11 protein-coding genes are annotated in these 13561 nt (G+C 66.6%); all 11 read right to left on the bottom strand.

Annotated elements, in window-relative coordinates; genetic code table 11:
• Positions 1-58 precede the first annotated feature (58 nt).
• Positions 59-1357: an MFS transporter gene (locus FRZ61_RS00055; RefSeq protein WP_151114368.1), complete on the bottom strand. Its 1299-nt coding sequence runs from the start codon at positions 1355-1357 to the stop codon at positions 59-61.
• Between the two features lie 94 nt (positions 1358-1451).
• Positions 1452-2222 carry an amino acid ABC transporter ATP-binding protein gene (locus tag FRZ61_RS00050; RefSeq protein WP_151114367.1) on the bottom strand — a complete coding sequence of 257 codons (771 nt, stop codon included), beginning with the start codon at positions 2220-2222 and terminating at the stop codon, positions 1452-1454.
• Positions 2219-2899: an amino acid ABC transporter permease gene (locus FRZ61_RS00045; RefSeq protein ID WP_151114366.1), complete on the bottom strand. Its 681-nt coding sequence runs from the start codon at positions 2897-2899 to the stop codon at positions 2219-2221. Before FRZ61_RS00045 ends, FRZ61_RS00050 begins: the two co-directional genes overlap by 4 nt.
• A 59-nt stretch (positions 2900-2958) precedes the next feature.
• Entirely contained in the window at positions 2959-3675 is a 717-nt protein-coding gene (locus FRZ61_RS00040) for an MBL fold metallo-hydrolase (RefSeq protein WP_151114365.1), read from the bottom strand.
• Positions 3676-3684: 9 nt separating this feature from the next.
• The gene (locus tag FRZ61_RS00035) at positions 3685-4707 is read right to left on the bottom strand and encodes a dimethylarginine dimethylaminohydrolase family protein (protein ID WP_151114364.1); all 1023 of its coding nucleotides are present in this window, start codon (positions 4705-4707) and stop codon (positions 3685-3687) included.
• 144 nt (positions 4708-4851) lie between these two features.
• Complete coding sequence (locus FRZ61_RS00030; protein ID WP_225309023.1) at positions 4852-5721, bottom strand: substrate-binding periplasmic protein; 870 nt, start codon at positions 5719-5721, stop codon at positions 4852-4854.
• A 165-nt stretch (positions 5722-5886) separates the two neighbouring features.
• Positions 5887-6765 (bottom strand): LysR substrate-binding domain-containing protein, encoded by an 879-nt coding sequence (locus FRZ61_RS00025; RefSeq protein ID WP_225309022.1) that lies wholly within the window; start codon positions 6763-6765, stop codon positions 5887-5889.
• A gap of 107 nt (positions 6766-6872) precedes the next feature.
• Positions 6873-9332, bottom strand: a complete 2460-nt coding sequence (gene gyrB, locus FRZ61_RS00020; protein ID WP_151114363.1) for a DNA topoisomerase (ATP-hydrolyzing) subunit B — start codon at positions 9330-9332, stop codon at positions 6873-6875.
• Between the two features lie 85 nt (positions 9333-9417).
• The gene (gene recF / locus FRZ61_RS00015; protein WP_151114362.1) at positions 9418-10656 is read right to left on the bottom strand and encodes a DNA replication/repair protein RecF; all 1239 of its coding nucleotides are present in this window, start codon (positions 10654-10656) and stop codon (positions 9418-9420) included.
• A 37-nt stretch (positions 10657-10693) separates the two neighbouring features.
• Positions 10694-11812, bottom strand: coding sequence for a DNA polymerase III subunit beta (dnaN, locus tag FRZ61_RS00010; protein ID WP_151114361.1), 1119 nt, complete (start codon positions 11810-11812; stop codon positions 10694-10696).
• 360 nt (positions 11813-12172) lie between these two features.
• The gene (dnaA, locus tag FRZ61_RS00005; RefSeq protein WP_151114360.1) at positions 12173-13561 is read right to left on the bottom strand and encodes a chromosomal replication initiator protein DnaA; all 1389 of its coding nucleotides are present in this window, start codon (positions 13559-13561) and stop codon (positions 12173-12175) included.

Raw genomic sequence — 13561 nt, 5'->3', positions numbered from 1 at the left:
TAGCTGGCTCATCAATGAATAAGCCGTTGGCGCGGATGTCTCGCGGATTGGTGCCGCACTATGCTTGAGGGTTCGCAGGCAGCGGCGCTGGCGTCCGTGACCATGCGATGCCGACGAGAAGCTGCAGGACGATCGCGGCCGCGCCATCGATCAGCAGTGCATCGCGCACGCCCAGCCAATCGACCGCCAGGCCCGTCGCCAGGCTGCCGATGGCGATGCCGCCGCGCATGGCGAGCATATAGAGGCTGACGGTGCGGCCCCGCATCGCCGAGAGCGAGGTCGATTGCAGCAGCGCGTTGGCCGAGGTGTTGCTGACGGTCATGAAGAGCCCGGCCAGCGCCAGCAACACCGGCAATCCCCAGAACCAGGGATTGACGGCGACGAGCGCGACGGTGGCGCCATAGGCCACCGCCAGCCAGGAGCTCATCCGCCGGCGGTCATGGGCCGGGTCGACGCCGAGGAGGGCCACGGCCCCCAGGAGCCCGCCGATCCCGAAGGCGCTGACCGCGGCGCTGAAGCCGCCGACATCGCCTTGGAACGCCTGCTTGACCAGCACCGGGCAGAAGACGATGAGTGGCCCGCAGAGGATGCTCGTGAACAGCACCGTCAGCAGCGCATAGCGCAGGTTCGGCGTGCGCATCACATAGCGCAGCCCGGCGCGGATCCGGCGGTTCTCGGGACCGTCCTCTTCCGTCGCCGCCGGCTTTCCCCGCGGCAGGATCCAGAGCGCCACCCAGATGAAGGGCAGATAGGAGGCCCAGCTCAACGCGAAGCAGCCGACGGCGCCGACGCCGGCCATGATGACGCCCGCGAGCGCCGGCCCCAGCACGCGCGAGAGGTTGAACTGCGTCGCATTGAGCGCGAGGGCGGCGGGGATCTCCTTGCGCTCGACGATGCTGGGGACGATCGAGGTGAAGGAGGGCATCGAGAGCGCGTCCGTCACGCCCACCACGAGCGCCAACGCGATCACGATCCAGGGCCGCACGCCGCCCGTCAGCAGCAGCACGACCAGCAGCAGCGGGCAAAGCATCTGGATCGACTGGCAGGTGGCGATCACGCGGCGGCGGTCGCTGCGGTCGGCCAGCAGCCCGCCGACCAGCGTCAGCACCCAGACCGGCGCCGACATGACGAAGGAATCGAGACCGATCAGGAAGGAGGAGGCGCCCAGCGTCAGCAGCAGCCAGGGCTCGGCCACGTTCTGCGCCCAGGTCCCGAAGTTCGAGAGCAGGCTCGCGAAGCAGAAGGTGCCGAAGCGCCTCGTGCCGAGCAGGTGGAGCGACTGCGCGAAGGCACGCGTCGCACCGCCCGGCCCGTGATGGCGGTCGGCCTCCTCCTGGATATGGTCGTCGCGCAGCATCGCAGCCCCGGAGCAGGATCGGGCCCGCTTCGCCGAGCCGATCGGAGAAGCTTGCCACAGAAGAGGCCGCGACGGTATCCAGCGAAGAGGCTGTTCAATGAATCATGGACGCCACGAACGCCTTCAGCCGCGCGCTTCGCGGCGAGCCGAATATCGCATCGGGCTCGCCGGATTCCTCGATTCTCCCACCGGCCATGAAATGGATGCGATCGGCAAGCCGCCGCGCGAAACCCATTTCATGGGTCACGATCACCATCGTCATGCCGTCCGCCGCCAGCGACTGGATGGCGGCCTGAACGCCCGCCACGAGCTCCGGATCGAGCGCCGATGTCGGCTCGTCGAAAAGAATGAGCTTCGGCTTCATCATCACGGCCCGCACGATGGCGACGCGCTGCTGCTGGCCGCCCGACAGCTCGCCCGGATAGGCGTCCTGCTTCTCGTCGAGACCGAAGCGTGCCAGCGCCTCCCTGGCCTCCGCGATTGCCTCGGCGCGGGGCCTCCCGAGCACCACCGTCGGACCTTCGATCACATTCTGCAGCACGGTCCGGTGGCTCAGGAGGTTGAATTGCTGGAACACCATCGGCATCTGCGCCCGCACGCCGCGAAGCTCGCGTTCCGGCAGGACATCGAAGCCCTGCGCGCCTTCCCGGCACAGGGCCCTTCCGCCGAACAGGATCGCACCGGCATAGGGCATCTCCAGGAAATTCAGGCAGCGCAGGAGCGTGCTCTTGCCGCTGCCGCTGGAGCCGATCAGGACGACGACCTGGCCCGCAAAGACATCGAGATCGATGCCGTTGAGGACGATATGATCGCCGAATCGTTTCTTCAGCCCGCGAACACAGAGGATCGGTTCCGGTTCGGTCATTGCGAGAGCCTGCTTCGGAGATATCGCGGCGTCAGCGCCCATTCCAGCCGGCGCACCAGCCGGGCGGCCACGAAGCTCATGATGAAGTAGATCAGCGCGATCAGAAGATAGACCTCCATGGAGCGGAAGGTCGCGCTGATGATGATGGTCCCTTCGCGAAGAAGCTCATTCACCGAGATGAAGGAGACCAGCGCGCAATCCTTGAGCAGCGAGATGAAATAGCCGCCGACCGTGGGGATCGCGATGAGGGCCGCTTGCGGGATGATGATCCGCCGATAGACCTGCCCGCGCGACATGCCGATCGAGATGCCGGCTTCCGACTGGGTCTTGGAGATCGAGATGATGGCCGCGCGAAAGACTTCCGAGAGGTAGGCCGCGAGGTTCAGGCTCAGGCCCACCACGCCCGCGACGAAGGCTGGAAGCCGGATTCCCACATGAGGCAGGGAAAAGTAGATCAGCAGCAGCTGGACGATCAGCGGGACGTTGCGCCAGATCTCGACATAGGCATCCAGCAGATGCCTGAGGATGCTGCTCGAGGAGAGCCGGCCCAAGGCGACCAGAAGCCCCAGGGCGGTGCCGAGCAGGATGCTGAGGCACGAGAGCTCGATGGTGACCAGCGCGCCCCGCAACAAGGCGGGGACATAAGCGGGAGCCACATTGACGAAGAAATCTAGCATGGCAATGCCGCCCGCCTGTCCTTATGCAAGAGAGTACGCCCTCCTTGGCCGTTCGATCTTCAGCCTTGGCCGTCTGTTTTCGCCAGATAGCTGTCGATGATCTCGATCATGCGGTCCCGCCCGAAGCTCTCGCGATGGCCGCCATGCACGATCGTCACCGGCAGATCGCGCAACCGCCTCATGCTGCGGCGATAGTCCGGGATCGAGGAGTTCTCCAGATTGTCGTAGAGCGTGCCATCATAGATCACGTCGCCGGAGAACAGGATCCCGGTCGCTGCCTCGAAGAGCGCGATGCAGCCGGGTGTATGGCCGGGGAGATGCATGACCTCCACCCGGCGATCGCCGAACTCGATGATATCGCCGTCATGGAGCAGCATCGTCGGCGGCGCCGCTTCGATATCGTAGTCGTGCCAGTCGAACCGCGCATGGGGCGGCGAAAGAAAGGTCTTCTCGTCGACATAGATGTCGATTGCGGTATTCTTCCGGGTCGGTGCCGAAAGGATGGCGGCCTCGGCGGGATGGATCGCCCGCTCGCGGAACTCGTGGTGGCCGCCGATATGGTCGAAATGGGTGTGGGTGGCCACGCACAGCGTGTTTGCCCGGATCAGTCCGCCGAGCTCGGCCTTCAGCGGCACCACCCCCATGCCGGAATCGATCAGGAGATCGCGCGCGCCGCCACGGACATGCCAGATGTTGCAGCGGATGCCGAGCCTCACCTCCGGCTCCCAGATCAGCGTCACACCCTCGCCGCAAGACCGCGTGCTGAACCAGGTCACCTTCGGCCCCTATAGATCGTCCCTCACCAGGGGCGAGGTGCTGCAATGGATGCCACCGCCGCCCGAGGTCACATTGGCGTAAGGTACCATAACCACCTCGATCCCCGCAGCGCCGAGACGGTCCACCGTCCGCGGCGACACCCCCTCGCTCATCACCACCCGGCCCGGCCGCAGGGCCAGGCAATTGATGGTCCAGACCGAATCCTCGGGATGGACGTCGATGAGCCTGATCTTCCGCTCCTTCAGCTCCGTCAGGAAATCGAACGGAAGCTGGGTCGGATTGATCAAGGCGGTATCCCTGTCCACCATCACGAATGCGCCATCGATATGCAGGCGATAGCCGGGCACGGAGATCACCAGCAGCTTGACGTCTTGCGAGCGCAGCACTTCCTCGAGCTGGCGGACGCCTTCCATGTTCCCGCGCGAGGAGATGGCAGCGACCGCCGTGGCGCTGTCGATCCAGGCGAACGAACCGCCCTCGAAGATGGCGTTGCCGCTCATGGTCCGAAGGATGGGGCAACCGATATCGATCAGGGTTTCCGCGACCGGGCGTTCCTCGCCGCGGCGGACCCGGGCCCCCAGACGCGTGACGATCGCGCCGCCCTTGACCGCGATGCAGGAATCCCGCGTGTAGCAGGATTTCATGCGGCCGGTGGCGGTGCGCTTGAGCCTGACGACCTCCACGCCCTCCTGCTCGAGCAGAGCGGTCAGCCGGTCATGCTGCTCTTGCATCGCGGCCAAGTTCGGCCCTTCGGCACCACGCCAGTACCAGCCGGTCTTGGGATCGCCGAAGCCGCCGATCTCGGGCATCGTCTTGGCGACATCGACCCTGTTGAGCTCGTCGCCGGGCCGATGCATCAGCACGACCCGCAGCCGGCCGACATCGTTAGAGCATCCCCAGCGCCGCCCCCAGATCTCCGTCTGCTCCGGCACGCTCTCGAAGGGCGGCTCCGGTTCCGAGGCGAAGATGCTGATCATCCGGTGATAGCGGAAATCCTCTTCGGAAATGATGCCCGGATAGTTCCTCAACATGGGATGTCGCACTTTCATTCTGCGGCGGGGGAGATTTCTGGCGAGGTGGTTTCGCCGGCCGAACCGCAGGTGGCCCGGCCCGGAAGATCGGAGGCGGCCCGGTTCTTCAGGCAGAATGCCTGGGGCCGCCTCCGGTCGGCAGTCTTACTTCATCGGATTCGCCTGGCTGGGATCCCAAGCGCCGTATTTCTTCAGCAGGGCTTCGTGGGTGCCATCGGCGAACATCTTGTCGATCGCCTTGTCGATGGCTTCCTTGAGCTCCACATCGTCGGAACGCAGGATGATCCCGGCCGCACCCAACTTGTAGTCGGCCTTGCTTTCGGCCTCGGCCCATTCGGGTTTCGGCTGGTAAGGCATCGGCTCGCCGACGAGCCGCAGATCCTGGAGCTCCGCGACCTGCCCCAGATAGGTCATCTGGTCGATGATGACGGCATCCACCTGCTGGTTACGCAATGCGATGAAGGGCTCGCCCCAGCCATTGAAATCCTGAACCTCGCCGATCTTGCCGGCGTCCTTCAGGTTATGCGCATTGAGCGAGTCCATCGAGCCGAGAACGGAAGCGACGGTCTTTCCCTTCAGATCCTCGAGCTTCTGGATCGGCGAATCCTTGCGCACGATCACATAGTCGACATAGAGCAGATGGGGATGGGCGAAGGCGATGCCGCCGACGCCCAGCCGCTCCTGGTTGAAGCCCAGGCCGGACATGATGATGTCCCAACGGTCGCTCTTCAGGCCCGGAATCAGGGTCTGCCACTCCGTCAGGACATATTCGTATTTCGGGACCCCGATCTCCTTTAGGACATACTGGAGGATGTCATGTTCGAGACCGGTATAGGACCCGTCCGGATTCTGCCAGATATAGGGCTTGAGCCCCATGATGCCGACGCCGACACGCAGGGTTCCACCCGCGCGCAGCTCGGCCAGCGTCTCGGCTCGCGCCGAGAACGATGTCGAGAGCCCGGCCAGCACAATCAGGCTCAGGGCCAGACGCAGTAGAAATCTCTTCAGCTTCATTCCAGAATCCTCTTATGGCTACGCGTAGGGCGGCGCGGTTTTGCTATGCGGACAAAAATGGCCGTCGGGTCGAGGCGCCCGAGGCCTGGCGAGACTAGGATGTCAAAGCTGTGACCGACTAATACGTAATTGCCGCGCTCTGGTGCATTTTGAGCACCAGATGTCTCAGGCGCTCAGCGCTCGCTTGGCCCAGGCGGCAAGGACTTTGATGTCGGCTTCGTTCCACCGGCTGGTGGGAACGATCAGGTAATAAGCGCCGATGGTCACGCGGGTCTCCAGCAGCTCGACGAGGCCCGATCGGAAACGCTGGATCAGGACATCGTTTGCCAGCGCTATTCCCCGCCCCTGCGTCGCCGCATCGAGCGTGAAATTGGCGTGCCAGAGCTTGGGACCCGGGAGAGCCGGAATGTCGGCCATGCCGGCGGCGGCGAACCAGGCGGTCCAGTACCGGGTCGACTGCTCGTGGAGGAGAGGCGCCACCAGGAGATCCTCGATCCTGCGGATCTCCGGATGGGCTCCGGCAAAATCGGGGCTGGCCACCGGGAAGACACGGGGCCGGGCGAGCTCCTCGTATCGGATCGCCTCGTCGAGTTCCGTCCGGTCGAGATAGAAGATCTCCGCATCGGCCTGGCCATGGGCCAGATCCGGTCGCTCCAAGGTCGGCTTGAAGGAGAGATCGACGTCGGGGAGGCTCGATCTCAGCTCGTCCAGGACAGAGAGCAACAGATGGTGCGCGATCCCCGGCATGCACCACACCTCCAGGGATCGCCGATAGGTCGGCGAGAGTTCCGCCGTCGCGCGAAGGATGTCCGAGAAGGAGCCGCTGATCCGGGTATGAAACCGCCGACCCTGCGCGGTCAAGACGATCCCGCGGCCATGCTGCTCGATGAGATCGGCCCCGATATACTCTTCCAGATTCCGGACATGCCGGGAGACGACGGTATGGCTCACCCCCAGCTCGTCACCGGCCGCGCGGATGCTTCCGGTCCGGCCCACGGCTTCGAAGGCCCGGAGAGCGATCAGGGGAGGCATGCGCTTGTTCACGGTCGCCGACACTCCGCCCCGAACGACCCGATATCGGCGGGATCGGCAATCGTCCTGGCCGGGCTGGCGCCGGGGGCAGCCATCGGTCGGTTCCCCGGCCCGGTGCCTTACACGTCCAGGTTCGCGACCGAGAGCGCGTTCTGCTGGATGAAGTCGCGGCGCGGCTCGACCAGATCGCCCATCAGGGTCGAAAACACCTCCTCGGCCTCGTCCATATGGCTGACCTTGACCTGCAGCATGGTGCGGCTGTTGGGATCGAGCGTGGTCTCCCAGAGCTGCTCCGGATTCATCTCGCCCAGCCCTTTGTAGCGCTGGATGGACACACCGCGCTTGCCGATCTCGGTGACCGCGTCGATCAGCTCGACCGGCCCCGCGATCGCCGTCTCCTTGCCGTCCTTCGCCACCAGGACCGCGGGCTTGGTGAAGCTCGCCTGGAACTCAGCCGCCATGGAATCGAGGCGATGGGCCTCGGCGCTGCGGATCAGCGGCCCGTCGATCAGGTGATACTCGGTCACGCCGCGCAGGCGCCGGGTGAAGGAGAGCCCGCCATCGGCCTCGGCCTTGCCGACCCAGCCGCGCTCGGTCAGCGGCGAGAGCCCGTCGAGGCGATGGGCGATGGCGGTGGCCGCCTCGGTCGCCATGGCCTGGTCGGGAATGAGCTGCGGGTTGAGCGCGCCCACGATCGCCGCCTGCTCCACCACGGCGGCGTTGCCCACCTTGCGGATCAAAGGCTGCATCAGGTTGCGCGCGAGGCTCGCCCGCTCGACGCGCTCGCGCAGGTCGGGGCCTGCGACCTGGCTGCCGTCGGCGAGCTTGAGCACGGTGCCGTCGAGGCCACCATCGACCAGGTAACCCTCCAGCTCGCGGTCGTCCTTCAGGTAGCGCTGCGAGTTGCCGCGCTTGGCGCGATAGAGCGGCGGCTGGGCGATATAGAGATAGCCCTTCTCCACCAGGTCCTGCATCTGCCGGTAGAAGAAGGTGAGCAGCAGCGTGCGGATATGCGAGCCGTCCACATCCGCGTCGGTCATGATGATGATCTTGTGGTAGCGCAGCTTGGAGAGGTCGAACTCCTCGGCGCCGATGCCGGTGCCCAAGGCCGCGATCAGCGTGCCGATTTCCTGCGAGCCCAGCATCTTGTCGAAGCGCGCGCGCTCGACATTGAGGATCTTGCCGCGCAAGGGGAGAATCGCCTGGGACTTGCGGTCGCGGCCCTGCTTGGCCGAGCCGCCGGCCGAATCGCCCTCGACGATGAAGAGCTCGGCCAGCGACGGATCGCGCTCCTGGCAATCGGCGAGCTTGCCCGGCAGCGAGGCCATGTCGAGCGCGCCCTTGCGCCGCGTGAGCTCGCGCGCCTTGCGCGCCGCCTCGCGCGCGGCCGCGGCCTCGACCACCTTGGCGACGATGCGCTTGGCCTCGCCCGGATGCTCCTCGAACCACTGGTTAAGGCGCTCGTTGACGATGCTCTCGACCACCGGCCGGACCTCGGAGGAGACCAGCTTGTCCTTGGTCTGCGACGAGAACTTGGGATCGGGCACCTTGACCGAGAGGACGCAGGTGAGCCCCTCGCGCGCATCCTCGCCCGAGAGCGCCACCTTCTCCTTCTTGGCGATGCCGCTGTCGCCCGCATACTGGTTGATCTGGCGCGTGAGCGCGCCGCGGAAGCCCGCCAGATGCGTGCCGCCGTCGCGCTGCGGGATGTTGTTGGTGAAGCAGAGCATGGTCTCGTGGTAGCTGTCGGTCCACTCCATGGCCGCCTCGACCACGATCCCCTCGCGCTCGCCCGTCATGACGATGGCGGGCGTGTGCAGCGCCGTCTTGCTGCGGTCGAGATATCTGACGAAAGCCTCGATGCCGCCCTCGTAATGGAGCTCGACCGTCTTGGGCTCGACGCCGCGCGCATCGACGAGCGTCAGCCGCACGCCGGAATTGAGGAAGGCGAGCTCGCGCAGGCGATGCTCGAGGGTCGCGATGTCGAAGACCGTCTTGGTGAAGGTCGCCGAGGACGGCGTGAAGGTGATCTCGGTGCCGCGCTTGCCCTTGGCCTCGCCCACCACCGCCAGCGGCGCTTCCGGATCGCCGTCGCGGAAGCGCATGAAATGCTCCTTGCCGTCGCGCCAGATCCTGAGGTCCAGCACCGAGGAAAGCGCGTTCACCACCGAGACGCCGACGCCATGGAGGCCGCCCGAGACCTTGTAGGAGTTCTGGTCGAATTTCCCGCCGGCATGGAGCTGGGTCATGATGACCTCGGCCGCCGAGACGCCTTCCTCCTTGTGGATGTCGACGGGAATCCCGCGGCCATTGTCCGAGACCGTGACCGAGCCGTCGCCATTGAGGCGCACGATGATCTGGTCGCAATAGCCGGCCAAGGCCTCGTCGATGGCGTTGTCGACCACCTCATAGACCATGTGATGCAGGCCCGAGCCATCGTCGGTGTCGCCGATATACATGCCCGGCCGCTTGCGCACGGCATCGAGGCCGCGCAGCACCTTGATCGAATCCGCGTCGTACGTGGCTCCCGGCGTTTCCGGGGTGGGAGCGGCGGCTTTCTTGGTGGCTTCAGGCGTCATGGTCTTCGGATCTTTCAATGCGAGCGTCGTGGGTTCAGGCGGTCGCGGGAAAACGCGCCCGCCTCTCGTGAATTCGAATCCCTTGTCAGGGCGCGCCCGGGCGGGGCCGCAGGCGCCCCTCCTCGACCGCGACGAACCGGGCGGCCTCGCCCAGCTCGGCGAAGAGCTCGATATCGGTCCCGGTCAGCCAGGCCTGAGCCCCCGTCTCCAGGATCGCCTCGAACAGGGCCCGCCTGCGGGCGCGGTCCAGGTGCGCCGCGACCTCGTCGAGCAGGATCAAGGGCGCGCTGCCGCGCGCCTCGGCCAGCGCCCGGGCATAGGCCAGCACGATCGCCAGCAGGAGCGCCTTCTGCTCGCCGGTCGAGCATTCGGCCGCCGGCCGGCCGCGGCCCAGATGGGTCACGGCGAGATCGCTCTTGTGCGGGCCGACCGCGGCCCCGCCGGTTTGCGCGTCGAGCGCCCGGGTCTCGGCAAGCCTCGCCTTGAGCGCGTCCTCGGCGGCCAGCGCCGGCATGGCGGCGAGCGCCTCGTCGACCAGCCCCTGGAGCGCGATCGCGGCACCGGGAAAGGGTCCGAACCCGTCGGCTGCGGCGGCCTTGAGCCGCAACAGCAGATCGCGCCGGGCCGCCGCCACGGCGACGCCCAGCTCCGCCATCTGCGCCTCGAGCCCGTCGAGCCAGGCACCCTGCCCTGACCATTGACCGGCGGTCAGGAGCCGTGCCCGCTCGCGCAGGGCCTGCTCGTAGGCCGAGACACGGGTCGCATGGGCCGGATCGAAACCATAGACCAGGCGATCGAGGAACCGCCGCCGGTCGCCGGCGCCGTCGAGGAACAGGCGGTCCATCTGCGGCGTCAGCCAGACCAGCGCCAGGCGCTCGGCCAGCGCCGACTGGCCCTTGCGGAAGGCGCCGTCGATCTTCACCACGCGGCGCTCGACAGTGCCCTCGCCCGCCGCAGGATCGCGTCCCGTGCCGATCTCGATCTCGGGGCCGGGGCCGGGGCCGTTGACCAGCCGCGCCGCGACCGCCCAGGCGCCCGGCAGATCGGGGGTCGGCGTCACGGGGCGGCGTTCGATCTCAGTCAACCGGGCGCGCCGCAGGCCGCGGCCCGGCGCCAGGAAGGAGATGGCCTCGAGCAGGTTGGTCTTGCCGGCACCGTTGGGGCCCGCCAGCACCACGGGCCGCGCGTCGGTCTCCAGCACCGCCTCGCGGTAGCAGCGGAAATCGGCCAGCGCCAGGCGCGTCAGATGCGCCGCCGCCGGCCGGGCCGCAAGCGGCCTCGCGATGACGGTCGGATCGGTTTTCGCCAGCGCAGTCAGGGTCATCTGCCTCGTCGGAATGCCTCGTGGGAAACCGGCCGCCTCAGACGCGCATCGGCATCAGCACATAGAGCGCCGCGCCGTTGGCCGGATCCTTCATCAGGGTGGGCGACGCCGCATCGGCGAGCGCGATCTCGGCATTGTCGCCCTGGATCTGGCGCAGGATGTCGATGAGGTAGCGCGAGTTGAAGCCGATCTCGATCGGCTGGCCGGCATAGCTCGCCTCCAGTTCCTCGGTGGCCGTGCCGTTTTCCGGGCTCGAGGCCGAGAGGGTCAGGTGGCCCTCCTTCAGCGACAGCTTCACCGCGCGCGACTTCTCGCTCGAGATGGTGGCGACCAGGTCGACCGCCTCCATGAAGCTCTTGCGGTCGACCGTGAGCAGCTTGTCGTTGCCGGTCGGAATCACGCGGTGATAGTCCGGGAAGCTGCCGTCGATCAGCTTGGAGGTGAGCAGCACGTCGGCGAAGGCGAAGCTGATGCGCGTGTCCGACAGCGCCACCTCGACTGCCCCGTCGATCTCCTCGATCAGCTTCCTGAGCTCGGCCACGGCCTTGCGCGGCACGATCACGCCCGGCATCTCGGCGGCGCCCGAAGGCAGACCCAGCTCGATCCGCGCGAGCCTGTGGCCGTCGGTCGCGACCGCGCGTAAGGCCTTCGCCTTGCCCTGGGTATGGGCGTGCAGATAGATGCCGTTGAGGTAATAGCGCGTCTCCTCGGTCGAGATCGCGAAGCTGGTGCGATCGATGAGGGCGCGCATCTCCTCGGCCGGGACATGGAAGCGGTGCGGCAGGTCGCCGACATTGACCGCCGGGAAATCCTCGCGCGGCAAGGTCGCCAGCGAGAAGCGGGCGCGGCCGGCGCGCAGGCCCAGCTGGCCCGCATCGCTCGCCCCGTCGATCTCGACCTGCGCCCCTTCGGGCAGCTTGCGGACGATGTCGTAGAGCGTGTGGGCCGGCACGGTGGTGGCACCCGCCTGCCCGATCGACGCCGGCGTGCGCTCGACGATGCTGAGATCCATGTCGGTCGCCGTCATGTGCAGCGCTTCCTTCGATCCCTCGATCAGGATGTTCGAAAGGATCGGGATGGTGTTGCGCCGTTCGACGACGCTCTGCACATGGCCAAGGGACCGGAGGAGGGCACCGCGTTCGATGGTCAGTTTCATGGCTGGTGTCTTGGGGGTTTCCGATTGCGCCTTTGTTCTTATGGCCGTCCGGCCAGGGCCGGAAATAAGGCTTCGGGCGGGCCGGCAGATGCGGGCGGAAGGCGCCCAGGCCGGGCCTCGCCGCAGGCGCGGCAGGACGGTTTGTTATACTAGCACAAGCCCTTGTTTTGGGAAGCGATTTCCCTGTTTTCCCAGGCCCGGCGGCAAGCCGAAAAAGGGCCTGAAATCAGCACTTCCCGCGAGGCCCCGGACGGGGCCGCCGCCCGTAGGCGCCACGAAGCGGCGGCGACCGGCCGAAAAGGCCGATTCCGGGGTTTCCGAGTCGCGGAAACGGGATCGGGAAAGCGGCGTCGGGCCGGTTCAGGCCTCGAGCATCCGGCGCAGCAGATCGACATCCTCGGAGAAGGAGGAATCGGTCGAGCGCAGCTCCTCCACCTTGCGCACGGCATGCATGACCGTGGTGTGGTCGCGCCCGCCGAACTTGCGGCCGATCTCGGGCAGCGAGCGCGAGGTGAGCTGCTTGGCGAGATACATCGCGACTTGCCGCGGCCGCGCCACCGCGCGGGCGCGCCGGGCCGACTGCATCTCCGAGATCTTGATGTTGAAATGCTCGGCCACCTTGCGCTGGATCTCCTCGATCGTGACGCGCCGGTCGTTGGCGCGTAAGAGATCGTGCAGCACCTCCTGCGTGGTCTCGAGCGTCACCGGGCGGCCCACCAGCGTCGCATGGGCGACGATGCGGTTGAGCGCGCCCTCGAGCTCGCGCACGTTGGAGAGGATCTTGTGGGCCAGGAACTCCAGCACCTTGGGCGGGATCTCCGCACCCAGCTGCTCGCCCTTGTTCTGCAGGATGCCGAGCCTCAGCTCGTAGGTGGTGGGGTGGATGTCGGCGACGAGGCCCCAGCCGAGGCGCGAGCGCATCCGCTCCTCGAGGCCTTCGAGGTCGGAGGGCGACTTGTCGGCCGAGATCACGACCTGGCGGTTCTGGTCCACCAGCGCGTTGAAGGTATGGAAGAATTCCTCCTGCGTGGAATCCTTGCCGCTGATGAACTGCACGTCGTCGATCATCAGCACGTCGACCGAGCGGAACTGCTCCTTGAAGGCCATGGTGTTCTTGTGCCGGAGCGCCCGGATGAACTGGTACATGAACTTCTCGGCCGAGAGATAGATCACGCGCCGCTCGGGCTGGGCCTTCTTGATATGCCAGGCGATGGCATGCATCAGGTGGGTCTTGCCGAGCCCGACCCCGCCATAAAGGAAGAGCGGGTTGAAGGGCACGGTCTTGCTCTCGGCGACCCGTCGCGCGGCCGCATAGGCGAGCTCGTTCGACTTGCCGACGACGAAGTTCTCGAAGGTGAAGCGCGGATCGAGCGGCGCGCTGACATCGTCGGCGCCCGGACCCGGGGAGGGCAGCTCGGCCACCGCCGCGGGCGCCGCCTGGAGATAGGCGGGCTGGCTGGCCTCGGCGTCGGCCGGCGCCTTGGCGCTGTCGACCACGATCTCGACCGCGCGGAACTCGTTCACCTCGCCGGCCAGGAGCTGGCGCAGGCGGTCGGAATAATGCTGCATCACCCAGTCACGGATGAAGCGGGTGGGCACGGCGATCTTGAAGGCGCCGTTGTCGTGCCCCACCAGGGTCAGGGGCTTCAGCCAGCTGCGGTAGGCCTGCTCGCCATATTCGGAGCGCAGCCTTCCCCGCACACGCGCCCATTTCGCGTTGAGCTGGCTGTCAAGCCCGCTTGCCTTCAT

Origin of the sequence: Hypericibacter adhaerens (genome assembly GCF_008728835.1) — a bacterium.
GTDB classification, from domain to species: Bacteria; Pseudomonadota; Alphaproteobacteria; order Dongiales; family Dongiaceae; genus Hypericibacter; species Hypericibacter adhaerens.
This window is presented reverse-complemented; position numbering and strand designations above follow the sequence as displayed.

Coding starts and splice junctions, on each gene's coding strand:
- FRZ61_RS00055 (WP_151114368.1), bottom strand. CDS start 1,357: ATGCTGCGCGACGACCATATCCAGGAGGAGGCCGACCGCCATCACGGG.
- FRZ61_RS00050 (WP_151114367.1), bottom strand. CDS start 2,222: ATGACCGAACCGGAACCGATCCTCTGTGTTCGCGGGCTGAAGAAACGA.
- FRZ61_RS00045 (WP_151114366.1), bottom strand. CDS start 2,899: ATGCTAGATTTCTTCGTCAATGTGGCTCCCGCTTATGTCCCCGCCTTG.
- FRZ61_RS00035 (WP_151114364.1), bottom strand. CDS start 4,707: ATGTTGAGGAACTATCCGGGCATCATTTCCGAAGAGGATTTCCGCTAT.
- FRZ61_RS00030 (WP_225309023.1), bottom strand. CDS start 5,721: ATGAAGCTGAAGAGATTTCTACTGCGTCTGGCCCTGAGCCTGATTGTG.
- gyrB (WP_151114363.1), bottom strand. CDS start 9,332: ATGACGCCTGAAGCCACCAAGAAAGCCGCCGCTCCCACCCCGGAAACG.
- recF (WP_151114362.1), bottom strand. CDS start 10,656: ATGACCCTGACTGCGCTGGCGAAAACCGATCCGACCGTCATCGCGAGG.
- dnaN (WP_151114361.1), bottom strand. CDS start 11,812: ATGAAACTGACCATCGAACGCGGTGCCCTCCTCCGGTCCCTTGGCCAT.
- dnaA (WP_151114360.1), bottom strand. CDS start 13,561: ATGAAGGCAAGCGGGCTTGACAGCCAGCTCAACGCGAAATGGGCGCGT.